Below are 23,440 nucleotides of genomic sequence, written 5' to 3' on the forward strand. Positions count from 1 at the left end.
ACCGGGCAGGACCACGGCCCGCCTGCCGGGTCCGTCCAGACCGCGACCCCGTCCACCCCGTCCGCCCGGGCGGGGCGCCAGGTGCCTCGCCAGGCTCAGCGGTCTACGCTTCTGCTCCGAAGAGGCGAGGATTTCACGACATCCGGTTCGACTCACGGCATCCGGTTCAAGGTGTCGCCGGCTGGAAGGCGGGTGAGGTCCCCCTTCACTGGTGCCGCAGTTGCCGGGCTAGGCTTTTCCTGCTCATGCCGTGGGGCTGCTGTCATGCCGAGGCCTGGTGTGCGCTGAAGTCGCGACAGGTCGAGGCGAACGGGGTGCGCAGCCGGATGGGCGGAGGCGGGAAGCCGTCGACAGGGACGGCCGAACTTCGGGCGCAGATGGGCGCGTTCCTGCGCGGTGAAGGGGATTCGCGGGCCCTGGTCGAGGCGGTGCGGGGCGCGGAGCTTCTGCTTCCCCTGCTCGGTGAGGGTGCCGTGTGGACTGCGGATTCGGGTGACATCCGCTGGTTGTTCGCGTTCACCGGCACCCGCGAGATGCACACCTTCCTGCAGCAGAAGTGGGAGGCCGCGGAGCCCGGCGAGCTGCCCGCCGAACTGGCCCGGTACGCACGCTACGTCGCCGTGAACGGTGAGGAGCTGCTGCACGAGCTGCTTCCCGCCTGGGTGGGGCGGGACCGGGTCCCGATGGGGGTCGTGGTGGATGTGTCCTCCGCATCGCGCGCCTTCCTGCCACCGGTGTCCGGGATCGTGCCGGACGGGATCGCGCTCGACAAGCAGTCCGTCACCGATGGGGAGGTTGTCGCGCGGTGAGTGGTGGTGGTTACGGGGTCGACCCGCAGATCCTGAAGCAGGTGTCCAAAGGCATCAACGATGCGCTGGACGAGCTGAAGAAGATCACGGACGCGACGGGGGCGACCACGGGTCAGGGCTTCTCCGATCTGTCCGTGTCCCCGAACGCGATGGGCCACTCCGCCGCCTCCCAGAGGCTGGACGACTTCGCCGAGCGCTGGGGCTGGGAGGTCCAGGCGCTCCTGGACGAGGGCAACGAGGTGGCCGGGACGCTGGATCTGAACGCCGGCTACTACCACGAGGCGGAGGAGTACGGCATGGGCGTCCTCAAGGACGTTGCGCTGTCCGCGACCGCCGACCCGGCGCTGACCTCGCAGGACGCGGAGAAGATGTCCTGGAGCCAGGTGGGGGACAAGGCCGGGGACACCTACCGCCCCGACTACTCCATGGCCAGTTTCGAGGACGCTTCCGAGGAGAGCCGGAAGAACCTCTCCGCCACCTGGACCGACGTCACCCGGACCGGCTATGCCGGAAGCGAGATCGGGGTGGTGAAGGCCGCCGGTTCCATGGCCTTCGGCGGTGACGACGACGGGCAGGACTCCGGCGTCGCGGCGAAGGGGAAGTGATGGGCTTCCTCGACGATCTGGACGGCGCCACCCAGGGCCTGCGCGACACCTTCGCCGACGGGGTGCAGACCGTCACCCACGGCACGTCGGAGCTGCTCGACGCGGCCGGCGCACACGGCTGGGCGGACAAGGCCGACGGAGCCGGCTCCTGGGTGGCCGACCAACTGGGAGCCCGCACCCGCGAGCTGGAGCTGGACGAGACCGACGACCCGGCCCTGCTGGTGCACGGGGACGCGAGCGCAATCCGTGAGTCGGCGGCGCAGTTGAGGAAGTTGGGCGCTGCCTTTGAACGGACCGGCCTGGCGCTGCGGAAGATGGACCCCGCGGACTGGCACGGACAGGCCGCCGACCGCTTTCGCGAGAAGGTGCAGACCCATCCCAGGCGCTGGCTGAAGGCCGCCGACGCGTTCGAGGACGCGGCCACCGCGATGGACCAGTACGCCCACGCCGTCGAGTGGGCGCGCAAGCAGGCCCGCGAGGCGGTCGAGCAGTGGAAGCAGGCCCGGCAGCGGACCGAGGCCGCCTCGGAGCAGTACCGGCGCGAGGTCGACGACTACACCCAGCGGGCCCTCGCGTTCCAGGTGGCGGGCCTGTCCGGCACCGAGGACGGGCAGCGACCTCCGCAGGAGCCGGGGCCGTTCCAGGACCCCGGGGCCGAGGGACGCAAGTCGGCGGAACACCTGCTCAAGACGGCCCGCGGCGAGCGCGACAGTTCGGGCGCCCAGCTGGCCGAGAAGCTCGCCCGCGGCACCGACCGGGCCCCCGCCGAGCCTGAGGGCCTGGACCGCCTCAAGCGCGAACTCGGTAACACGCTGAAGAACCAGCTGGTCGGAGCCGAGCACCAGCTGGGCGGCGCCCTCAAGACCGGCACCTCGATGCTGCGCCTGGCCCGCACGGTCAACCCCCTGGACCCCTACAACCTGACCCATCCGGCCGACTACACCACCAACCTCACCGGCGTCGCCCGCGGCCTGGTGCACACCGCCAACCACCCCACCGAGCTGGTCAAGGGTCTTGTCGGCGAAGGCTGGAGCACCGACCGCAACCAGGCCATGGGCGCCTTCGCGACCAACTTCATCGGCGGCGGAGGCGCCGCGGGCAAGATCGGCGCCAGGTCGGTCGCCCACAGCGCGGAGGGCGCGGTCGCCAAGGACACGGCCAAGACCGTCGGCCAGAGCCTCACCGAGGACGCCGCCGGAGCCGTCAAGCACGTCGACGACGCCACCGAGGCGGTCGGGAAGCTGGACCCGGACGATCCGCGCAGCCTTCCCGCGGCCGTCGACAAGAACATCGACATCGACGGCATGAGCGACAAGCCGGTGTGGCGCGAGGACCACGAACCGCTGTACCGCAACGACAACCGTCATCCCGACGAGATCTTCGATCAGGGATTCCATCCACGGAACTCGTCCAACACAGACCTGTTCGGTTACGTGGAGGGCAACCACGCGTCGGCCTTCGTGGGCACCACCAGGGACGCGGATGCCAACTGGGTGGCCAAATACCGGTACGAGGTCGACGCCCCCGGCGGCATCGACGTCAACCAGACCCTGCCGAACAACAAGTACCAAGGTGAGCAGGAGATCGCCTTCGCCGGGGGCATCGACCGCAAGCACATCAAGGGAGCCTGGGAGATCCTCCCCGACGGGGCCAAGGGAGAATGGATGCCGAACCCCCACTACGAGCCGCACGTCCCCCGAACTCCCGCCGCTCCCAGCCCAGAATCACCGCCCGCCGGCCAACTGCCCCAAGGATGGACCCGATGAGTCGTCTCATTCCTGACCGCTTCGAGGTCCTCGCCTTCAACGGTGACCGGCAAGCCGACGCCGTCCTGCGCTGGGAGGGCGACGACCGCGACCACGACTACACCGTGACCGCCGAGGGCCCTTGGGGGCAGGTCTCCGGCAGAGCGGGTGACTGCTTCGAGGCGCTCATGCGTGTCCGCGAGCAGCTCGAACCCCAGGGATGGCTCCTGGGCGTCAACGGCTCCCGACGCGACACCTGGGCTTCCGGGATGTGCCGTGGCATGGGCGGTTTCCAGGTGTACCGCCTCACTCCGTTCACGCAACTCACCAACGCCGATCGCATCCTGACCTTCGATCCCGCCCCCCGTGAGGCGCTGGCCACCATCGCCGAGCAGATCGCCTTCGAGAAGGAGTGGACTCCGTCCCCGTGACCGCTTCGACCGGCTCCGCGCCCGCCGTCCCTCCGGTCACCCCGGCCCTGCGCGCCCAGGCCGCCCGGCAGCGCGGCGGCTACGTGTACGCGATCGACCCGTACTTCGACCCCGCCGGTGCGGTTCCCCCGTACGGCATCGTCGGCGGGTGGTCCGTCGACCACTCCGGGCAGCTCGTCTCCTTCACGCACAACCCGAAGTACCGCCCGTCGCCGGTCGCGCTGGAGTTCCCCGCTCCGCTCACCGCCCTGGACGCCGCCGTGCAGCGAGCCGTCACCGGCTACGGCAGTGAGGCGGAACTACTCGCGGCCTTCCGCGACGCCACGCTCATCCTGTTCGCCCAGGACGGGCAGGACGGGCTCTACACGGTGGCCGACGACGACGGCAGCCGCTACATCCCGGCCTTCACCTACCCCGACCACACCCCCGACGCCTGGCAGCAGTGGCGGCAGGCCACCGGCCACTTCGTCGCGGCAGCCGGCCTCCCGGTCAAACTCAACCCCGGACACCGCATCAGCCTGACCATCCCGGCCGAGGCCGGGAACGGAGCCGGTGCGCAGAACGCAGGCCCCGGCTCGTCGTCTCCCACACCGTCGTCCTCCACCTCGTCCCCCGGCCTCGCCCAGGCCCCCGTGGGTGCGCCGCTGCTCGCCGCCGGTCTGCTCGCGGCGCTCGGCCGCCGACGCCGTACGGCCCTGTGGGAGTCCGCGATGAGCGCCGAGGGCCACCGCACCCCGGAGCCTGCCCAGCCGACGGGTGCCGCCGCCGATACCCAGGATGCGCTGCTCGTCGACGCCGACCCGCAGGCCGTACGCGATCTCGACCGTGCCCTGCGGGGACTGACGGCCGCTCTGACCGCGGAATCCCGCAGCCTGCCGACCGTCCACGCCGCCTGGCTCACCGACAGCGAGCTCAACCTCCAGCTCGCTCAGCCGGCGCAGCAGCCCCCGGCGCCGTGGCAGCCCGGCCAGAACGACACGTTCTGGCGAATCCACCTGGCCGACGTCCCGGCGCACGAAACGGACACCGGCGCTGCCGCCCCCTACCCCGGCCTGGTCAGCCTCGGCACCCGCGGCCGTGCGCGGCTGCTGCTGAACCTCGAAGCCCTGCCCGGACTCGTCTCGCTGACCGGCGCTCAGGCGGACCGGACGGCAGTCCTCGCCTCGGTCGCCGCGGAACTCGCCACCAGCGGCTGGGCGGACCGGATGACCCTCACCCTCGTGGGCCACGGCGCGGAACTCGCCGAGCTGGCCCCCACCCGGGTCCGCCAGGTCGACGACATCGACGAACTGCTGGAAGACATGGCGGCCGAGACCGGCCGGCGACGCGATGCCCTCGCCATGGCAGGGCACGACTCGGTACTCACCGGGCGCACCGGCCTGTCCCGGGACACCTCATGGGCACCCCACCTGGTTCTGCTCGCCGCCCGGCCGAGCAAGGACCAGACGGCGAAACTCGCCGAACTCGCCGCGGACTCCGGCCGACTGGGCATCGGATACCTGGCCGCCACCGGCGACAAGGGCCTGCCGGGCACCTCCTGGGAACTCGAAGCCACCTCCGACGGACGCCTCCTCGCCCCACCGCTCGGTCTGGACCTCCAGGCACAGCTCCTGCCCCAGGACCAGTACGAGGCCGTGGTCCGGCTCTTCGCCGACGCCGTGTCCGACGCCGACCGCGCCCCGGACCCCGGCCCCCCGCCGTTCCGGGTCGACCTCACCCCCAGCGGCCAACCCGCCGTGTACGCACGGCTGGTCGGCACCTACGAGATCATCGGCCTCGACACACCCGACACCGAGCACGGCCCGCTGCTCCACGAGGCCCTGGCCATGCTCCTGCTCCACCGCGAGGGAGTGCACCCGCCGGTTCTGGCCTCCGGTCTGTGGCCCCGTGGCGTGACCGATGACGTCCGTGACGCCTTCATCGCACGCCTGCGAACCTGGCTGGGAACCGATTCCGACGGAAGCCCACGGCTCGGCATCGGCACCACCGGGCGGCTGACCCTCGCGTCCTCCGTCGTCTGCGACCTCGACGTGCTGCGCACGCTCCACCACGAGGCCACCGCGGGCAGCGGATCGGGCAACGCCCGGATACGGGAGCGCCTGCTCGACGACGCCCTGGCACTGGCCCGCGGCCCCCTGCTGGCCGACCGTCCGCAGGGCCGCTACACCTGGCTCTCCCACGAGGTCGTGGAGACTCAGCTGCCCCTGCTGGTGGCAGACGTGGCACTGGCCCTGTCGGGCCACCACCTGGAGGCCGGCAACCCGGCACCGGCGCTCGACGCCCTCGACACGGTCTTGACCAACGCACCGGCGGACGAGCGACTCTGGAACGAACTCCTACGCGCCGTGCACGCCACGGGCGACACGGCCCGGCTCGAATCGACGGCAGCAGCGCTCGTCGCCCGCCATCACGAGCTCAGTGGCGGCGCTCGCGGCCTCCCTCCCCGCACCGAGGCGCTCCTCGACAAGCTCCTGCCGGCCTGGCGTGAGGCCCAAAGCGCTGCCGGCTGACTCCCCGTGCCATCAGCCGCAGGTCCGACTCGTCACGTCTCCGTGCGGTACATCAGGTCGGTCTCGTACGTCGTGAAGCCGAGCCGTTCGTAGACCGACACCGCCGCCTTGTTGTCGGCGTCGACGTACAGCATCGCCGTCGGCAGACCCTGGGCGGCGAGGTGGCTCAGGCCGATCGTGGTGAGGGCCTTGCCGAGGCCGCCGCCCTGGGTGCCGGGGCGGACGCCCAGGACGTAGACCTCGCCGAGCTGTTCGGCCGCGTGCACCTTGGTCCAGTGGAAGCCGACCAGTTCGCCGTCGCGGAAGGCCAGGAAGAAGCCCTCGGGGTCGAACCAGGACTGGGCCTTGCGGTCGTCGAGGTCGCGCTGGGTCAGGGAGCCCTGTTCGGGGTGGTGGGCGAAGGCGGCCGCGTTCACCGCGAGCCAGGCGGCGTCGTCCTCACCGGGGATGAAGGCACGGACCGTCACATCCGCCGGGAGCACCGGGTCGGGCAGCTCCAGGCCGGTCAGGGGACGCCGCATCTGCCGTAGCTCACGGAACAGCGTGAGGCCGAGGACCTGGGCGAGATGGCGGGCGGCGCTGTGGCCGCCGTGCGCCCACACCCGCAGCCGCTTGCCGGAGGCGGCCAGCAAAGCCGAGCCCAGGGCACGGCCGTGGCCGTGGCCGCGATGCGCCGGATGGACGACCAGCTCCGCGGCCGGGGCCTCCACCGGGTCGGTGTCCTCCAGCTGGGCGTAGCCGACCAGTTCGTCACCGACCTGGAGCAGCAGATGGGACACGCCCTCGCGGGCGCCGCCGCGCAGCTGCAACCTGCCCTGTTCGGACACCGCCTGCTGGCCGTCGTCGTGCGCGGCCTCGGCGAGGAGCCCGAGGACCGCCTCGGTCTGTTCCGGCGAGAGCGCCGAAAGGGTCTCGATGGAACGGGAGATGCCGGGGCGTCCGATGTCGTCGCTGGTCATGGCTACGAGGGTAAGGGGAGGTACGGGCAAAGCGGCGGCAAAGAAGCAACCAGGATGTAACCACGAAACCTCTGTCGCGCTACGCGCGTTGACCCTAGGCTGCGCCGGGACGGGGGCACTTCCTCATCCGGAATCACCGGAACCACCGGATTCAGCAGAAGCTCAGGGGGGCGTATGCCAGCCATATCCCAGCCGCACCAGTCGGACGCCGGTCGTCGCAGACGTCGTACGTACCGTCTGGTCGCCGCAGCCGCCGGTCTCGCCACCGTCGGCGCCCTCGCCGCCGCGCTGCCCGCGGGCGCGCACGACAACAAGCACGGCAAGCCGCTGCCGAGCCGCTACCAGGACGTCCAGCTGCTGTCCTTCAACGACCTGCACGGCAACCTGGAGCCGCCGTCCGGCTCCTCCGGCCGGGTCACCGAGCTCCAGGCGGACGGGACCACCAAGACGATCGACGCCGGTGGTGTCGAGTACCTCGCCACCCATCTGCGCGAGGCGCGCAAGGGGAACGCGTACTCCGTCACCGCCGCCGGTGGTGACATGGTCGGCGCGTCTCCGCTGATCTCGGGTCTCTTCCACGACGAGCCCACCATCGAGGCGCTGAACAAGCTCGACCTGGACGTCACGTCCGTCGGCAACCACGAGTTCGACGAGGGTGCCAAGGAACTGGCCCGTCTCCAGAACGGCGGCTGTCACCCCACCGCCGGCTGCTACACCGACAAGAAGTTCAAGGGCGCCGACTTCCCCTACCTCGCCGCGAACGTCCTGGACGAGAAGACCGGCAAGCCGATCCTCAAGCCGTACTGGGTGTGGAAGAAGAAGGACGTCAAGGTCGGCTTCATCGGCGTCACCCTGGAGGACACCCCCGGTGTCGTCTCCGCCGAGGGCGTCAAGGGCCTGAAGTTCAAGGACGAGGTCGAGACGATCAACAAGTACGCCAAGGTGCTGCAGAAGCAGGGCGTCAAGTCGATCGTGGCCCTCATCCACGAGGGCGGGCAGCCGGCCTCGGGCTCGTACAACTACAACTGTGACTCCCCGGGCGCCGGTGACGGCATCTCCGGCCCGATCGTCGACATCGCCAAGAACATCTCGCCCTCGGTGGACGCCCTGGTCACCGGCCACACGCACGCCGCGTACGTGTGCACGATCCCCGACCCGTCGGGCAAGCCCCGTATGGTCACCTCGGCCGCCTCCTTCGGCCGGCTCTACACGGACACGACGCTGACGTACGACCGGTTCACCGGTGACATCGCCCGTACGGCCGTGAAGTCGGCGAACCACGTGGTCACCCGGACCGTCGCCAAGGCGCCCGACATGACCCAGCTGATCGGCAAGTGGAACACCCTCGCGGCGCCCATCGGCAACCGCGCGGTCGGCTACATCTCGGCCGACATCCCGAGCACCGGCACCGAGTCGCCGATGGGTGACCTGATCGCCGACGCGCAACTCGCGTACGGCAAGGAGCTCGACCCCGGGACCGACCTCGCGCTGATGAACCCGGGCGGTGTCCGGGCGGGTCTGACCTACGCGGCCAAGGGGACCGAGGGCGACGGAGTGGTGACGTACGCCGAGGGCTTCACCGTGCAGCCCTTCTCCAACACCGTGAACCTCCAGGACTTCACCGGGGCCCAGCTGATCAAGGTGCTTCAGGAGCAGGTGAGCGGCGGCAACGCGGCCTCGCCCAAGGTCCTGCTGCCGTCGGCGAACCTCACCTACACGCTCGACCTGACGAAGAGCGGCGCGGACCGGATCGTCGTCGACTCCGTGAGGCTGAACGGCACGGCCATCGACCCGGCGGCCACCTACCGCGTCGCGACCAACAGCTTCCTCGCGGGCGGCGGCGACGGCTTCACCACGCTGGGCCAGGGCACGAACGACCTCGTCGGCGGCGACGACCTCGCCGCTCTCGTGGAGTACCTGACGGCCAACTCGTCGGCGAGCAGCCCGATCGCGCCGCCGGCCGCGAACCGGATCACGGTCGTGCAGTAGATCGTGAGCTGAGTCGCACAGGCCCGGAGCGGGTTGCGGGTGGGGGGCGTACGCATGATCGGATGGATCGATGCGTTCCCCCCACCCCATACCCACGCACCCCCACCCGTATGACGTCCCGTACGAAGAACCCCCGGCCCCGCCGACCACCCACCGCCGCACCGGGCGGAGGCGTCGGCGGGGCCGTTTCACAGGCCTGCCCTTCGCGTTGAAGACGGTCGCCTCGCTGCTGGTGCTGGCCGCCTTCCTCACCGTCGCCGACCGCTGGGCCGTCCTGTACGCCGAGCACAGGGCCGCGGACACCCTCAAGGACCGGCTGCGGCTGACCGCGGCACCCGAGGTGGAGATCGACGGCTTCCCCTTCCTGCCGCAACTCGTGGGCAGGCGCCTGGAGTCGGTCAAGGTGACCGTCCCGGACGTGGCGGCCGACCGGGTCACGCTGGCCGCGGTGTCGGCGACGGCCCATGACATACGGCTCGACGGCGACGGGCCGACCTCCGTGCGCGGGGCGCGCGTTCCCCGGCTCGACGGTGACGTCCTGCTCTCCTTCGCCGACATGAACCGTGAACTCGGCGCGTCCCAGGTGACGTTCACGGGGGCGGACCGGGACCGGGTCGCCGTGCGCGGCACTCTTCCGGTCGCCGGACACGACCTGCGGCTACGGGCCGACGTGCGCGTGGCGCGTGACGGGGAGCGGGGCGTCGACACCCGGATCGGCGGGATGCGCCTGGACATCGGGGAGCTGGCGACCTACCGGCCGGGCACGCGCGCCTCGCAGGGCCTGCATCTGACCCGTGCGTCCGCGGCGGCCCTGGCCCGGGAGACACGCAAGGCCCGTGCCCTGCTGGCGGTCCCGTCCGTGGTGCGCGCGCTGGGCGTGCCCGACGCCACCGTGCGTGAGGCGCAGCGCTCCGACACCGCGCTGTCCCGTCTGACCGGACGCCCGGAGTTCGTACGGCAGGCCATGCGCCTGAACCTCCTCGACCTGGCCCTGGCCCACCCCGAGCTCCTGGACCGCCTGGGCCTGGACCCGGCGCTGCTCGACGCCCTCTCCCGGCTGACCCGCCCGGTCCTCGCCGACCGCCTCTCCCTCGGCTTCCGGCTGCCCGAGCCGCCGAGCGGTGACCTGCGCCTGCGGGACGTACGCGTGGCCAAGGACGGAATCCGGGTGCGCATCGAGGGCTCCGGACTGGCGGTCGGTCCGTAGATGTCCGCCCTTAAATTCTGTGTCAGCCTTTCGATTCTCAGGCGATGCACATTTAGTCTTATTGAGGTCTAAGGCGGAATGGCCTTTTCGGCCGCAGGAGTGCCGTAGTGTTTTCCATGTCGCGAGCGAACGACGCAAACGCAAAGGAGAACATGATGAGCTTCCACAAGATCGCCCCGGTGAAGAAGGCCCGCAAGCCCGCTCCGGCCCCCAAGGAGGCCCAGCCGAAGAAGCGCGCGCCGAAGTGCCGCCCGGTCGCCCCCAAGGGCTGACACAGAATTCACTGAAGTAAAGCAAATTCATTCATAAGTAATTGCAGCAGATCAGTAGAGGAACTGTTGCAGAATCATGACGGAGAAGGATGCAGACATGAGCTTCCACAAGATCGCCCCGGTGAAGAAGACCCGCAAGCCCGCTCCGGCCCCCAAGAAGGCCCAGCCGAAGAAGCACGCGCCGAAGCGTCGCCCCATCGCCCACAAGGGCTGAGGGAGCACGCCGCGAGGCGGGGCCACCGGTCGGCGAGTGCGTCTCGCGCCGGGGGCCCCGCCTCGGCCGTCTCCGCCACCCGCGACCGCCGCACACGAAAGGGAGTCGTCATGAGGGAAGTCCGCGAGGCCTTCCGCCGTTTCTGGCCGCTGACCCGCGGGGACCGCAAGTGGCTGGCGGCGATCGTCGCGTGCGTGGTGGTCTCCGCGCTCGCCGAGACCGCCGCGATCCTGCTGTTCGCGGAGCTCACCGACACCGCCCTGAAGGCTGGTTCGCTCTCCGCCTTCTGGGGCCCGGCCGGCGCCTGGCTCGGTGTCGCAGCGCTCGGCGCGCTCGTCGGCTACCTCGGCAACTCGCTCGCGACCTGGACCGCGGAGAGATTCGTGCTGCGCCTGCGCGCGAAGGTCTTCCGGCACATCCAGGACCTGCCCCCGCACTTCTTCCAGAAGCACCGCCAGGGCGACCTGGTCGAGCGCCTCACCGGCGACGTCGAGGCCATCGAGCAGATGGTCGTGTCCGGCGTGGTCGGCACCGTCGCCGCCGCCTTCTCGGCCGTCTTCTACTCGGCGGCCGCCCTGTACCTGCGCTGGGACCTCGCCCTGGCCACCTTCGTCCTCGCGCCCCTGTTCCTGTGCGCCGCCCGCCGCTTCTCCGGCCGCATCAAGGAGGCCTCGCAGGACGAGCGGGTCGCGGACGGCGCGATCACCTCCGTGGTGGAGGAGTCGCTCGGCAACGTGGTCCTCACACAGGCCTACAACCGCCGCCGCGACGAGGAGAGGCGCCTCGACCGCGAGGCCCGCGCCTGGATGAAGGCCTCCGTGCGCGGGGCCCGGCTGAGCGAGATGTACGAGCAGTTCGTCGAGGTCGTCGAGACGCTGTGTGTGCTGGCCGTGATCGGTCTGGGCGTCTGGGAGATCTCGGCCGGCCGCATGACCCTCGGTCAGCTCCTCGCCTTCGCCGCCTTCATCGGCTACCTGTATCCGCCGGTCCGCAACCTCGGCCAGCTGGGTCTGACCCTCACCGCCGCCACCGCGGGCGCCCAGCGCCTGAACGAGATCCTGGACGCGAAACCGTCGGTCGGCGACCCGGCCGACCCCGTCCCCGTCTGGCCCGTCCGCGGCTGGGTGGGCTTTCACGGCGTGCACTTCCGCTACCCCACCGCCCGCCGCGACTCCCTCACCGACGTGTCCTTCTCGGCCGCGCCCGGCGAACTGGTGATCATCACGGGCCCGAGCGGCGCCGGCAAGTCCACCCTGTCCAAGCTCCTCACCCGTTTCTACGACCCCTCCGCGGGCGTGATCACCCTGGACGGCGTCCCGCTCACCCACATGGGCCTGGAGTTCCTGCGGGAGCAGGTCGCCCTGCTCCCGCAGGAGACTCTGATCCTCAACGGCACGATCCGCGAGAACATCGGGACGGGCCGGCCGGGCGCGAGCGACGAGGAGATCGAGGAGGCGGCCCGGTCGGCGGCGGCCCACGACTTCATCTCCTTGCTCCCCGAGGGCTACGACACCGAGATCGCCCCCGGCACGGCGGCCCTGTCCGGCGGCCAGCTCAAGCGGATCACCATCGCCCGCGCGATGCTCCGGGCCGCGCCCGTCCTGATCCTCGACGAGCCCACCGCCGGCCTCGACTCGGTCGCCGCGCGCCAGGTCGTACACCCCCTGCGCCGGCTGATGTCCGGCCGGACGACCATCATGATCACCCACGATCTGAGCCTGGCTCCCGACGCGGACCGGATCCTGGTGGTGGACGGCGGACGCCTGGTGGAGACGGGCACACACGCCGAACTGGTGGCCCGCCGAGGCTCCTACGCCCGTCTCCTGGGCCCGCTCCCGGAGGACACGATGATCCTCAGGAAGGTGCCGGACGACACGATGATCCTCAGGCGCTGACGTGCAGGCCGTACACGTCAGAACGGCTTTGCCGCCGCCACGATCCGGGCCGGCAGATACGGCGACCGCACTCTGATCTCCCGGCCCCGCCGCCGGGCGTGGCAGACGAGGGCCAGGATGTCGAGGCTCAGCGCGGCGTCGGGGTCGGTGGGGCGGTCGGCGACGGCGTAGTGGTCGCGGTGGGCCGTGAGCGCGTCCAGGAGGGCCAGGTTGAAGCTCTCCTCGTCGCCCTCGACGAGCTGGGAGAAGAGCACCGCGGGCGGCGGCAGGACACCCTGGTCGCGGGCCTTCCCGGCGTCCCGCAGGGCCAGTTCCGTGGCGGGCTCGGGGTCATCGCCGCGCAGATAGGCGTGCAGGGCCCGCCGGTAGGAGGCCGGCACCGAACGGTCGGGGCCGACGCGCTCAGGGCCCGCCAGGACCAGCGGCGCCAGATGCTCTCGCCGACCCGTGACCAGCGCGAGGTGCACCGCCCGGTGCCAGGCTCCCGGCCCGGCGTCCTCGTCCCGGCAGGCGGGGTAGGTCACGGTCCTTCCGTCGATCGTCACCGGCACGTCGGTACCGGGCTCCGCCAGCGTCGTACGGAACAACGCTGCCCCCAGTTCCGCCGCCAGCCGCAGGTTCTCCAGCTGGGCGTCGCTCGCGTCGGGCGTGTGCGAGGCACGGGTCCGGAAGAGGAGCTCCTGGTAGGTGACGGCGTAGGCCAGCTCGAAGGTGGTGAGCGACTTGCCGGGCATCGGGGTGATGGCGTCCTGGGTGTACCGCTCGAACTGCTCCTCACTGTCCGGGTCCAGGGGACGCGGCTCCAGGGCCCGCCCGAACTCCACCATCCCCGCGGCGAGTTCGGCCACCGCGTCCGGGCGGCGGTCCCGGCCGTAGGGCCCCACGCGCGGCGGCGTGGCCTTGAAGCCGGTGACCAGCGCGTCCGGCAGATAGTCGCTGTCGACGGCCGGTGGCCAGCCTTCCTCGCGGTGGGCCAGTGCCGTCAGGGCGATCGGGAGGAGAGGGAGAAGACTGCCCGGACGCGCGCCGGGCCCGGGAGTGCCGGTCAGCGGCCTCAGCAGTCGTACGACCGCCTCGTCGAACCCCTCCCGGTCCCCCGCGGTCAGCGCGCGCAGCGCCCGCAGCCCGATGCCGTACGGCTGGTCGGCGAGGTGCTCGCCGGTCTCCGTCTCCCGTGCCCGGACCCGGTCGAGCGCCGCGTCGAGCGCGGTGAGCTTCTGCTCGCGGGAGGGTGGGTGGGTGACGTCGTCGTCGCCGGTGTCGCCGATGACGCAGGCCATGAAGCCGTTGATCAGTTCGGCGTCCGGATGGCCGGAGCGGCCCTGCTGGGGGGCCTCGCGCGCGAAGTGGAAGGCCTCGCCGTGCCCTTGGGTCTTCTCGGCGAGGATCGCCAGGCAGAAGGCGTCCAGCCACTTGGCGGCCGTGACGGGCTCGGGGGTGCCGCCGGGCTCGCGGTCGTAGACCAGGCCCCAGTTCGGGTAGGTGAGGAAGACCTCGAAGTGGTCGCGGGGGAAGTACGCCGCGTATGCCACCGCGCCGGCGGCCGCCTCGGCGGCGTCCTCCAGGACCGCCTTCGCCTCGGGGGAGTGCAGATCGGGATTCTCCACCGAGAGCGCGCCGAGATACTCGACGAACTCCCGGGCGATCAGCCACCACTCCCACGCCGTCACCGGGCCGGCCTTGGACAGGGAGTGGACCTGCGAACCGATCCTGTTCGCGAAGTCCTTCCGCACCGCCGAAACGGCCGCCTCGCCTACCCGATGCCTTTCGATACGTACCACTTTCCGCTCCCCCGTCCGACATCTTGATCTACGGAACCAGCCTAGATCGAGGGTCTGACAGTGGAGCGGGAAGCGGGTGAAACGCCAGGTCAGGAGCTGCTCGGCGTCCAGTCGCCCAGCCAGTCCGCGACCTCCTGGCCGGTGGCCTGCGCATCGGTCAGCTGCGGCCGGTCGCTGCTCGCCGCACCCGAGCCCGCGCCCGTGTTCCTGTACTCCGCGAACCGGTCGTCCCTCCAGGAGAAGCCGCTCATGTCGATCCACGGCGTGGACTTGATCGCGGCGCTCAACGACGTGTTCCGGACCGTCGTCTGCGGGTCGAGGCTCGCGTCACCGCCGGCGTGCCAGGGGCGGCCCAGGTAGAAGCTCGCGGAGGAGACGTCCCCGTTCACCGTCGAGTTGGCGATGAGGATGCCCTTGCGGCCCGCGGCGGTGCTGGGCGCGGTGACATAACCGGCCGAGGTGCCGTTCCAGCGCTTCTTCAGCGTGATGACGGACTTGTCGATCACCGCGGTCGCCCGCCCGAAGATGAAGTCGACGTTGCCGATGACGTAGGAGTTGGTCATGTAGACCCGGCCCAGCTTCTCCTTGGCCGCGGTGTCCACGAGGAGCGTGTCCTGGTCGCCGCTGACGATGACCCCGTCGAGGAACACCTTGTCGGCGGCGGTGCGCAGGGCGACCGCCTGGTTGGCTATGTCCTGGTGACTGGCCTCGTCGAAGTCGTTGGAGATCGTCAGGTTGCGGGCCTGGAAGTCGTCGGCCTCGACGGCGACCGTGGCGCTGCCGCCGGTGCCGTAGGTGCCCGAGCCGTCGGGCTTGGGGGTGCCGGACGCGTTGTTGTAGACGATCACCGTATCGTTGCGGCTGCCGCCCGACCCCTGGATGGTGACGTGCGGCTTGTTGGACGGCACCTTGACCAGCTCGCGGTAGGTCCCCGGCTTCACCGAGATCACCACGCGGGAGGGGTTGTTCGCCGGTACGGCGTTCACCGCGGCCTGCACGGTCGCGTACTGCCCGCTGCCGTCCTTGGCGACGGTGAGCGTGGTCGCGGCGGCGGCCTTCGTCGAGGCCGTCGCCGTCGTACCGATCGAACTCCGCGGTCCCGCACCGGACTTGAGAAGCGCCGGTACGTCGGCCGTCTTGTCGAGCGTGTAGGCATAGTACGTCTTCGGGTCGAAGGCCGTGCCCCCGCTCTCGTTGCGCCCGCTCGTCCCCACGAAGGTGTTGCCCTTCTGGACGATGCTCGCGGTGCTGTCCTTGATGACGGGGTTCTTGAAGCCCTGGAAGTAGGAGTTCTCCAGGACCATCCTGGTCGCGCCGCGCGAGTAGTTGCCATAGGAGGAGTTGATGTCCGTCCCGGCCACGTCCTCCAGGAAGTTGTTGTAGAGGTGCGCGTGGGCCGCGTTGTCCGTGGACGGGTTGCGCTGCTCGGTCTCGCGGATCCAGTTGTGGTGGATGGTGATGTCGGTGACGACGTTCTCCGTCCAGCCGATGCCGAACGCCTTGTTGTCCTGGCTGAGTTTGTTCCAGGAGACCGTCACACAGGTGCTGTCCTTGCGGACGTCGATGAGTCCGTCGGCCATGTGCCGCAGGTCGTTGTGGTCGATCCACACGTGGTGGGCGCCGTCCATCTGGATGGCGTCGAAGTCGTGTTCCTTGTCGTTCCAGACACCTTGGTAGGCGTCCCGGATGGTGAGGTTCCGGATGATCACGTTGTGCACGCCGGTGCCGAGGAAGAAGCCGCCGCCGACGATCTGCCCGGATGTCCCGGACCCGACGATGGTCTTGTTGCTCTGGACCTTGATCTCTTTCCCGACCGGGTCCATGGTGATGGTCGCGGCGACGACGATGACGTACGGCTCGCTCGCCGTCGCGTACTTCTCCAGGTCGGCGAGCGTCTTCACGGTGACGATCTGACCGTCCCGGCCGCCGTACGTCCCGTTCTGGCCGAGGGCGTTGACGGAGGCGAAGCCGTCCGCGGTGGCGGTGGCCCAGGCGGGAGCGGCGGCGGTGGTGGCGGCGGACGCCCTGCTCTGGGCGCCGGGCAGGGCGCCGTAGCCCATGACTCCGGCGGCGCTCAGCGCCAGGGGGAGACCGACCGCCAGGGCCGTCCTCCTTCTGCGGTGGCGGGCCTTGCTGCGTGTCTCACTCATCTGCGGTTCCGTTCCGTGCGGGGGATGGACCGCAGTGCAGTCGCCGCCCCCGCACGGAAGGTTGCCGCTCGAATGCGCCTACTGGGCGCAGGACTTCGGGTCGAGGTTCTCCTGCCACTTGTCCTCACGGCCGTCGGGCTGACCGTTGGGCAGGAGCTTGTCGGAGATGCCGTCGATGTAGTAGCCGTACGAGTAGATCGTCTTCCAGCTGGCGTCCCGGCCGCGCCATGTGTGCGCGGTGACGTCGCCGTCGCCCTTGTTCCACTGGTAGTCCTCGACGTAGAACACCGGGTTCACGCGGACCACCCGCTGGTACGGCGTCCAGGTGGTCGCGACCTGGGTGCACGGCGGTATGGACTTCTCGCTGCGCCGCTCGAAGGACGAGGTCTTCTCCCAGCCCCACTCGTAGCCGGCGCTGCCGCCCACGGTGCCGGAGAAGATGCTCTTGGCCAGGGAGAGGCTGATGTTGGCGCCGACGCTCTTCTTGGCGAAGGTCTTGGTGCTGTACCCGCTGACGAAGGTCACCTTGTCCTCGGTCGTGCCGTGGTTGCCGGTCCACTCGGAGGTGCGGACGGGCTCGCCCTTCACGGACCAGGTCGAGGACTGCGCGTACCCGCACCAGCCGCGGAACAGCTCCCACGGCCCGGCGGGCGCCCACAGCCCGAACACGTCCCGCAGGTACTCGTCCTGCGTCTTGAACTCGCCGGTGTCGACGTTGAGCGCGCCGTAGACCCCGGTCAGGCTGGTCTCCTGGCCGCACAGCCGGTCCAGCATGACGTCGGTGTTCCCGGGGTCCACGCCCCGGACGTTCTGGGCCCCGCCGGGACCGGCCGCCTGAGCGGTCCCCGAGCCGGCCAGCAGCCCGGTGACGGCGAGGGCCGCGGACGCGGCGGCGAGGGCGCTCTTCTTCAGAGTCGATGCACGAAACAAACGCATGGGGGGTTCTTCACTCCTGAGTGCTGAGGACAGATGCGTGGGGCACCTGTTCGACAACTCAGGAAGCTGGCAGAGAACCCGTGAGTAGGGTCGAGAACGCGTGAGGGTTGACAGGACATCGACAGCTTGACGTTCACTGCACGGCGGCGGGAGCCTCCGGTGGCGGAGTCGGCGCCCCCGGCAGTCGTACGGTCGCGATCGTGCCGCCGCCATCGGCGTGGCCGAGGGTGACCTCGCCGCCGGACTGCTGGACCGTGCGGGCCACGATGGAGAGGCCGAGACCGGAGCCGGGCAGGGCGCGGGCCGACGGGGAGCGCCAGAACCGGTCGAAGACGTACGGGAGTTCCTCGGCGGGGATGCCGGGGCCGTGGTCGCGGACGGTGAGGACTCCCTCGTTCAGCCGGACCTCGATCGTGCCGCCCTCGGGGCTGAACTTCACCGCGTTGTCGAGGATGTTGACCACGGCGCGTTCCAGCGCGGCGGGTTCGGCCCGGGTGTACCAGGACTCCAGCGAGGCGTCGATGGTCAGCTCCGGGCCCCGCAGCCGTGCCCTGCGCAGCGCCGACTCGACGGTGTCCTCCAGCGAGACGACCTGTACCCGCTCACCGCGCTGGCCCTCCGAGCGGGACAGCTCCTGCAAGTCACCTATCAGAGACGCCAGTTCGGTCATCTGCGCCTTCACGGACGCGAGCAGCGCCTTGCGGTCGGCCTCGGGTAGGGGGCGGCCGGTCTCCTCGCTGCGGGTGAGGAGTTCGATGTTGGTGCGCAGGGAGGTGAGCGGGGTACGCAGCTCGTGACCCGCGTCGGCGATGAGCTGCTGCTGGAGCTCGCGGGAGCTGGCGAGGGAACTCGTCATCGAGTTGAAGGAGCGGGACAGCCGGGCGACCTCGTCCTCGGCGTCCTCCTCGACGGGGATACGGATGTTCAGGTCCTCGGTGCGGGCCACCTGCTCGACGGCCTCGGTGAGCTTGTCCACGGGGCGAAGACCGGCGCGGGCGACGAAGAGTCCTGCGGCACCGGCGCCGAGGACTCCGATGCCGGAGACGAGGAGGAGGATGAGGGCGAGGTCGTTGAGGGTCTTCTCGGTGCTGTTCAGCGGGAGGGCGATGAGAATGGCCGCCTTGGAGGTGGCCCCCGTGGTCTGGTCCGTGACCGTGTATCCCGGCAGCGCGAGGACACGTACGTTGTTGCCGTCCGCATCGGTGCTGTCGTGGAAGACACCTCGACCGACCTGCCCGTTCTTGATCAGGTCCTCGTCGGTCCCGGTGACCTTGACCGCGCCGAGGGAGTACGGGAAGACACAGGTCTTGCCGCTCTCCGTGACCACCTGGAAGTAGGTGTTGCGAGGGCCGTCGGTGTTCTGCGAGGAGGTCTGTGTGGTGCAGTCGGCGACCGCGGCCTTGGCCTGACCTTCGAGCGTCGGCCCCCGCAGCGACCTCTGGAGGTCGCCGTCCACCTGGTCGTACAACTTCCCCTGCACGATGAACCAGCAGGTCACCGACACCGCCGCCACCGCGAACGCCACCGCCGCCGCCACGAGCAGCGCCAGCCGTGACCGGATCGGAAGGGACCGATAACGCCGAACGACCCTCTTCACTCCGCGCCACCCTGCCGCAGCACATACCCCACGCCGCGAACCGTGTGCACGAGCCGCGGCTCACCGCCCGCCTCCGTCTTGCGGCGCAGGTACATCACGTACACGTCCAGCGAGTTGGACGACGGCTCGAAGTCGAAGCCCCACACCGCCTTCAGGATCTGTTCCCTGGTCAGCACCTGGCGCGGGTGGGCCATGAACATCTCGAGCAGGGTGAACTCGGTACGGGTCAGCTCCACCGGCCGCCCCGCACGCGTGACCTCACGGGTCGCGAGATCCATCCGCAGGTCGGCGAAGGTGAGCGCCTCGTCGTCGTCGACGGACCCCGCACCGGCCGCCGCCGCGTACGAGCTGCGCCGCAGCAGCGCACGGACCCGGGCGAACAGCTCGTCGAGCTCGAACGGCTTGACCAGATAGTCGTCGGCGCCCGCGTCGAGCCCGGTGACCCGGTCACCGACCGTGTCGCGGGCCGTCAGCATCAGGATGGGGGTCGTGTCGCCCGCGCCGCGGATGCGCCGGGCGGCGGTGAGTCCGTCCATGCGGGGCATCTGGATGTCGAGGACGACCAGGTCGGGCCGGTACGCGGTCGCCTTGTCGAGCGCGTCCGCGCCGTCCACGGCCACCTCCGTGTCGTAGCCCTCGAAGGCGAGGCTGCGCTGGAGGGCTTCGCGCACCGCCGGCTCGTCGTCGACGATCAGGATGCGCTGGGGGTCACGGTCGCCTTCGGCGGAGCTCATGGCTGGGGCTTCCTCGGGTGCGGTGGGACGGCAGGGGGCTGAAAACAGTGAACGCTTTCAGCCTCGCACGGTTCCCGGTCGGTGCGTTATGGGCAGGGGTTCAGCCGCGTGCGGGGCTGCGACGGCGGCTGCGGGCGGCGCTCACCCCACGGCGGGCCACCGCCACGGACGCCACCTCGGGCGCCCGCGTCACCGGCGGGTGCAGCTCGTACGCCACCTCAAGGGCCAGGGTGAATCCGGCCGGGTCGGTGCCGGCCGCCGGGTGCGAAACCTGCTGGATCATGACGTACTCCTCGCGAAGGTCAGCGGGTGTCAGTTGTCGGCGCCGCCGGCCCGCAGTGTGGCCAGGTCGGACTTGACGGTGTTGATCGGGATGGAGAAGCCGAGGCCCGCGCTGCCGGCCGTCGAGGAGTCCGAAGTGGCGGAGTACATCGCGGAGTTGATGCCGATGATGTTGCCGTTCATGTCGATGAGCGCGCCGCCGGAGTTGCCGGGGTTCAAGGACGCGTCCGTCTGGATGGCCTTGTACGTCGTCGTGGACGAACCGGTGTCGCCGTTGAACTGCCGGCCGCCGAACTCGAACGGCCACTGACCGCTGCCGCCGCCCTGTCCCTGGCCCTGTCCCTGGCCCTGGCTCTCGTCCGTCGAGACGGTGACGTCCCGGTTGAGGGCGGAGACGATGCCGCTGGTGACGGTGCCGGTGAGGCCCTCGGGGGAGCCGATCGCCACGACCTGGTCGCCGACCTGGACGCCGTCGGAGTTGCCGAGGGTGGCCACGGAAAGGCCGGAGGCGTTCTCGAGCTTGATGAGGGCGAGGTCCTTCTTGCTGTCGGTGCCGACGACCTTCGCGGTGTAGGTCTTGCCGTCGCTGGTGCTCACCTTGATGGAGGTGGCGCCGGAGATGACGTGGTTGTTGGTGATGATCTCGCCGTCGCTGGTGATGATCACGCCGGATCCGGTGGACTCCCCGGCGTTCGAGGTGGCGTTGATCTCGACGATGCTCGGGCTGACCGCCTTGGCGACCCCGGAGACCGTGCCCTTGGCGGAGGACGGCACCACGCTGGTGCTGGTGCTGCTGCCGGCGGCGACCGTGTCGTTGCCGGTCAGCTCCTGGATGCCGTAGGCGGTGCCGCCTCCTATCGCCGCGGCGACGATCGCGACGGCGGCGAGGAGGGCGAGGGGGCCGCGGGTGCGCTTCTTGGGGGCGGGGGCCGCGGGCTCGGCCGGGGGCGCGGCGAGGAGAGCGGTCCCGCCGCCGTTGCCGTCACCGCCGTACGAACCGGCGCCCCCGGAGGCGAAGGCGGCGGGCTGGGCCTGCTGCCCGCCCGGCCACACGGTCGTCGGCTCGACCTCCGGCTGCTGAACCGGCGCCACGGGCTGTGCGGGCGTCACGGGCGGCTGGGCCGGCGGGGGCGGCCACTCGGGGTTCACGGGCGAGGAAGCGTGCTGCTGGGCGCCCTGGTAGGGGGTCTCGTACTGCTCGTACTCGCCGTCGCGGCGGAAGCTCTCGGTCATGACAAAAAGCTTGTCGCGCCACCATGAGAGCTCCCTGAGTGCTCCCTGAGAAGCCCGGCAGAACCTCGTATGCCCGATATAAAGCCGCTGCTGGCCTCCGGCCAGGCGTTCTCAGACGCTCTTAAGAAAGGTGACCCGACAGGTCACTCGCACCCGCAGGACCGCCGCACGACCAGCTTCGACGGGAACACCTTCAGCCGCTCCCGGCGGGACCCCGCGACCCGGAGTCCGTCGTCCAGCACCAGGTCCACCGCGGCCCGGGCCATCGCCGAACGGTCCGACGCGATCGTCGTCATCGGCGGATCCGCGAGCGCGGCTTCCTTGATGTCGTCGAACCCGATGACCCCCAGCTCGCCCGGCACGTCGATGCGCAGCTCGCGCGCGGCCCGCAGCAGGCCGATCGCCTGGTCGTCGGTGGAGCAGAAGATCGCCGGCGGACGGTCGGGCCCCGCGAGCACCCCGAGCGCCACCTGATACGCGTCGTAGCGGTTGTACGGCGCCTCGAAGAGCCGTCCCTCGGTGGGGAGCCCGGCCTCGTCCATGGCCCGTCGCCAGCCCTCGACGTGATCGGAGACCGGGTCGCCCACGGCGGGAGTGTCGGCGGTACCGCCCATACAGGCGACGTAGGGGTATCCGTGGCCCAGCAGATGCTCGACGGCGGTCTTCGCGCCGGAGAGGTCGTCGAGGACGACGGCGACGTCGTCGATCGCCTCCGGCCGCTCGTGCAGCAGCACGACCCGGGCGTCCCACGCCTCGATCTCGGCGGCGGCGTTGTCGTTCAGCGCGTGGGAGACCAGGATCAGCCCGGACACCCGCATCCCGAGGAACGCCCGCAGGTAGTGGACCTCGCGCTCGCCGATGTAGTCGGAGTTCCCGACGAGCACCATCTTCCCGCGCTCGGACGCGGCCTGTTCGACCGCGTGCGCCATCTCCGCGAAGAACGGCTGGCGCGCGTCCGGCACGATCAGGCCTATGAGATCCGTACGCCGGGACGCCATCGCCTGGGCGACCCGGTCGGGCCGGTACCCCAGTTCCTTGATCGCGGCGAGGACACGCTCGCGCGTGGCCGGGGCAACCGGCCGGGGTCCGTTGTTGATGACATAACTGACTACGGCGGTGGACGTTCCCGCCAGTCGCGCCACATCATCCCTGGTTACCTTGGCCACGCGCGGAGTCTACGCGGATGGACCCACTCTGGGCAGGGCGTGAAGGAGGCACTGTGCCCCCGCAAAGGCCTACCGGGAGGTAGCCGGTGCGGGAGCCATGCCCAGGCGGAGAACCCGCTATGCCTCGGCCGGTACCTCGGAGGCGTCCAGGGCGGCGCTCTCGTCCGCATCCTCCGCGTTTGCCTGGCCGGAAGCACCGGTCACGGCGCCCTTGGCCTTGGCGTCGTCGCTCGCGCCGACACTGCCCTTCTCCGGCGTAACGAATCGATAACCGACGTTCCGGACGGTCCCGATCAGCGACTCGTGCTCGGGTCCGAGCTTCGCGCGCAGCCTTCGTACGTGGACGTCGACCGTCCGGGTGCCGCCGAAGTAATCGTAGCCCCAGACCTCCTGCAGCAGCTGCGCGCGCGTGAAGACGCGGCCGGGGTGCTGGGCGAGGTACTTGAGGAGCTCGAACTCCTTGAAGGTGAGGTCGAGGACCCGGCCCTTGAGCTTCGCGGAGTAGGTCGCCTCGTCGACCGAGAGGTCGCCGTTGCGGATCTCCATGGGGGAGTCGTCGTTGACGATCTGCTGGCGGCCCATGGCCAGCCGCAGACGCGCCTCGACCTCCGCCGGTCCCGCGGTGTCGAGCAGGACGTCGTCGATGCCCCAGTCGGCGGTGACGGCGGCGAGGCCGCCCTCGGTCACGACGAGGATGAGCGGACAGCCGGGCCCGGTGGAGCGCAGCAGCTGGCACAGGCTGCGGACCTGCGGCAGATCACGGCGCCCGTCGATCAGGATGACGTCGGCACCCGGGGTGTCGACGAGGGCGGGGCCTTCCGCCGGCGCCACACGCACGTTGTGCAGGAGCAGGCCGAGGGCAGGCAGCACCTCCGTCGATGGCTGGAGGGCATTGGTCAGGAGCAGCAGAGAACTCATATGTCTG

Annotated in this window: 18 protein-coding genes; 8 read left to right on the top strand and 10 right to left on the bottom strand. The window is 70.4% G+C overall.

The genetic code is table 11. The annotated features are described in order from the left end of the window. Positions 1–245 precede the first annotated feature (245 nt). From OG841_RS25020 to OG841_RS25040, 5 genes are read left to right on the top strand one after another with little or no spacing between them, the layout of a single operon-like run. Positions 246–809, top strand: coding sequence for a hypothetical protein (locus OG841_RS25020; protein ID WP_328639440.1), 564 nt, complete (start codon positions 246–248; stop codon positions 807–809). Further along, positions 806–1,414, top strand: coding sequence for a hypothetical protein (locus tag OG841_RS25025; protein ID WP_328639439.1), 609 nt, complete (start codon positions 806–808; stop codon positions 1,412–1,414). The genes OG841_RS25020 and OG841_RS25025 overlap by 4 nt, the downstream gene beginning before the upstream one ends. Next, positions 1,414–3,180, top strand: coding sequence for a putative T7SS-secreted protein (locus OG841_RS25030; protein WP_328639438.1), 1,767 nt, complete (start codon positions 1,414–1,416; stop codon positions 3,178–3,180). Before OG841_RS25025 ends, OG841_RS25030 begins: the two co-directional genes overlap by 1 nt. Continuing rightward, entirely contained in the window at positions 3,177–3,590 is a 414-nt protein-coding gene (locus OG841_RS25035; RefSeq protein ID WP_328639437.1) for a hypothetical protein, read from the top strand. The genes OG841_RS25030 and OG841_RS25035 overlap by 4 nt, the downstream gene beginning before the upstream one ends. Beyond that, positions 3,587–6,100 carry a type VII secretion system-associated protein gene (locus OG841_RS25040; protein WP_371566889.1) on the top strand — a complete coding sequence of 838 codons (2,514 nt, stop codon included), beginning with the start codon at positions 3,587–3,589 and terminating at the stop codon, positions 6,098–6,100. Before OG841_RS25035 ends, OG841_RS25040 begins: the two co-directional genes overlap by 4 nt. 32 nt (positions 6,101–6,132) lie before the next feature. On the opposite strand, the gene mshD is transcribed toward OG841_RS25040, so the two are convergent. Next, the gene (mshD, locus tag OG841_RS25045) at positions 6,133–7,059 is read right to left on the bottom strand and encodes a mycothiol synthase (protein WP_328639435.1); all 927 of its coding nucleotides are present in this window, start codon (positions 7,057–7,059) and stop codon (positions 6,133–6,135) included. A gap of 174 nt (positions 7,060–7,233) precedes the next feature. Here mshD and OG841_RS25050 point away from each other — a divergent pair, with 174 nt between their 5' ends. From OG841_RS25050 to OG841_RS25060, 3 genes are all read left to right on the top strand, one after another. Next, entirely contained in the window at positions 7,234–9,048 is a 1,815-nt protein-coding gene (locus tag OG841_RS25050; protein WP_371566890.1) for a bifunctional metallophosphatase/5'-nucleotidase, read from the top strand. A 70-nt stretch (positions 9,049–9,118) separates the two neighbouring features. After that, the gene (locus tag OG841_RS25055; protein ID WP_328639433.1) at positions 9,119–10,255 is read left to right on the top strand and encodes an LmeA family phospholipid-binding protein; all 1,137 of its coding nucleotides are present in this window, start codon (positions 9,119–9,121) and stop codon (positions 10,253–10,255) included. A 596-nt stretch (positions 10,256–10,851) separates the two neighbouring features. Beyond that, positions 10,852–12,636, top strand: a complete 1,785-nt coding sequence (locus tag OG841_RS25060) for an ABC transporter ATP-binding protein (protein ID WP_328639432.1) — start codon at positions 10,852–10,854, stop codon at positions 12,634–12,636. 17 nt (positions 12,637–12,653) lie between these two features. Here the strand turns inward: OG841_RS25060 and OG841_RS25065 are convergent, their stop codons facing one another. The 9 genes from OG841_RS25065 to OG841_RS25105 form a co-directional block, all read right to left on the bottom strand. Beyond that, positions 12,654–14,369, bottom strand: a complete 1,716-nt coding sequence (locus OG841_RS25065; protein ID WP_328639431.1) for an immunity 49 family protein — start codon at positions 14,367–14,369, stop codon at positions 12,654–12,656. A 137-nt stretch (positions 14,370–14,506) separates the two neighbouring features. Next, a complete protein-coding gene (locus tag OG841_RS25070; protein ID WP_371566891.1) occupies positions 14,507–16,567 on the bottom strand; it encodes a pectinesterase family protein in 2,061 nt (686 codons plus the stop codon). Between the two features lie 78 nt (positions 16,568–16,645). Then, positions 16,646–17,503, bottom strand: a complete 858-nt coding sequence (locus OG841_RS25075; RefSeq protein ID WP_328639429.1) for a hypothetical protein — start codon at positions 17,501–17,503, stop codon at positions 16,646–16,648. A gap of 133 nt (positions 17,504–17,636) precedes the next feature. Beyond that, entirely contained in the window at positions 17,637–19,100 is a 1,464-nt protein-coding gene (locus OG841_RS25080) for a sensor histidine kinase (protein ID WP_328639428.1), read from the bottom strand. Next, positions 19,097–19,834 (bottom strand): response regulator transcription factor, encoded by a 738-nt coding sequence (locus tag OG841_RS25085; protein ID WP_328639427.1) that lies wholly within the window; start codon positions 19,832–19,834, stop codon positions 19,097–19,099. The genes OG841_RS25080 and OG841_RS25085 overlap by 4 nt, the downstream gene beginning before the upstream one ends. Positions 19,835–19,934: 100 nt before the next feature. Continuing rightward, positions 19,935–20,117, bottom strand: coding sequence for a hypothetical protein (locus tag OG841_RS25090; RefSeq protein WP_328639426.1), 183 nt, complete (start codon positions 20,115–20,117; stop codon positions 19,935–19,937). A 29-nt stretch (positions 20,118–20,146) separates the two neighbouring features. Further along, positions 20,147–21,349: a S1C family serine protease gene (locus OG841_RS25095; protein ID WP_328639425.1), complete on the bottom strand. Its 1,203-nt coding sequence runs from the start codon at positions 21,347–21,349 to the stop codon at positions 20,147–20,149. 143 nt (positions 21,350–21,492) lie between these two features. Continuing rightward, on the bottom strand, positions 21,493–22,515 hold the full coding sequence (locus OG841_RS25100) for a LacI family DNA-binding transcriptional regulator (protein WP_328639424.1): 1,023 nt from the start codon (positions 22,513–22,515) through the stop codon (positions 21,493–21,495). A gap of 117 nt (positions 22,516–22,632) precedes the next feature. Next, positions 22,633–23,433, bottom strand: a complete 801-nt coding sequence (locus OG841_RS25105; RefSeq protein WP_266385180.1) for a response regulator transcription factor — start codon at positions 23,431–23,433, stop codon at positions 22,633–22,635. Positions 23,434–23,440 lie beyond the last annotated feature (7 nt).

The organism is Streptomyces canus (genome assembly GCF_041435015.1).
GTDB classification, from domain to species: Bacteria; Actinomycetota; Actinomycetes; order Streptomycetales; family Streptomycetaceae; genus Streptomyces; species Streptomyces canus_G.

Excerpts from the sequence above, each read along its gene's own strand:
- OG841_RS25020 (WP_328639440.1), top strand. The coding sequence starts at position 246 with ATGCCGTGGGGCTGCTGTCATGCCGAGGCCTGGTGTGCGCTGAAGTCG.
- OG841_RS25030 (WP_328639438.1), top strand. The coding sequence starts at position 1,414 with ATGGGCTTCCTCGACGATCTGGACGGCGCCACCCAGGGCCTGCGCGAC.
- OG841_RS25035 (WP_328639437.1), top strand. The coding sequence starts at position 3,177 with ATGAGTCGTCTCATTCCTGACCGCTTCGAGGTCCTCGCCTTCAACGGT.
- mshD (WP_328639435.1), bottom strand. The coding sequence starts at position 7,059 with ATGACCAGCGACGACATCGGACGCCCCGGCATCTCCCGTTCCATCGAG.
- OG841_RS25050 (WP_371566890.1), top strand. The coding sequence starts at position 7,234 with ATGCCAGCCATATCCCAGCCGCACCAGTCGGACGCCGGTCGTCGCAGA.
- OG841_RS25055 (WP_328639433.1), top strand. The coding sequence starts at position 9,119 with ATGCGTTCCCCCCACCCCATACCCACGCACCCCCACCCGTATGACGTC.
- OG841_RS25060 (WP_328639432.1), top strand. The coding sequence starts at position 10,852 with ATGAGGGAAGTCCGCGAGGCCTTCCGCCGTTTCTGGCCGCTGACCCGC.
- OG841_RS25070 (WP_371566891.1), bottom strand. The coding sequence starts at position 16,567 with ATGAGTGAGACACGCAGCAAGGCCCGCCACCGCAGAAGGAGGACGGCC.
- OG841_RS25075 (WP_328639429.1), bottom strand. The coding sequence starts at position 17,503 with ATGCGTTTGTTTCGTGCATCGACTCTGAAGAAGAGCGCCCTCGCCGCC.
- OG841_RS25085 (WP_328639427.1), bottom strand. The coding sequence starts at position 19,834 with ATGAGCTCCGCCGAAGGCGACCGTGACCCCCAGCGCATCCTGATCGTC.
- OG841_RS25090 (WP_328639426.1), bottom strand. The coding sequence starts at position 20,117 with ATGATCCAGCAGGTTTCGCACCCGGCGGCCGGCACCGACCCGGCCGGA.
- OG841_RS25095 (WP_328639425.1), bottom strand. The coding sequence starts at position 21,349 with ATGACCGAGAGCTTCCGCCGCGACGGCGAGTACGAGCAGTACGAGACC.
- OG841_RS25105 (WP_266385180.1), bottom strand. The coding sequence starts at position 23,433 with ATGAGTTCTCTGCTGCTCCTGACCAATGCCCTCCAGCCATCGACGGAG.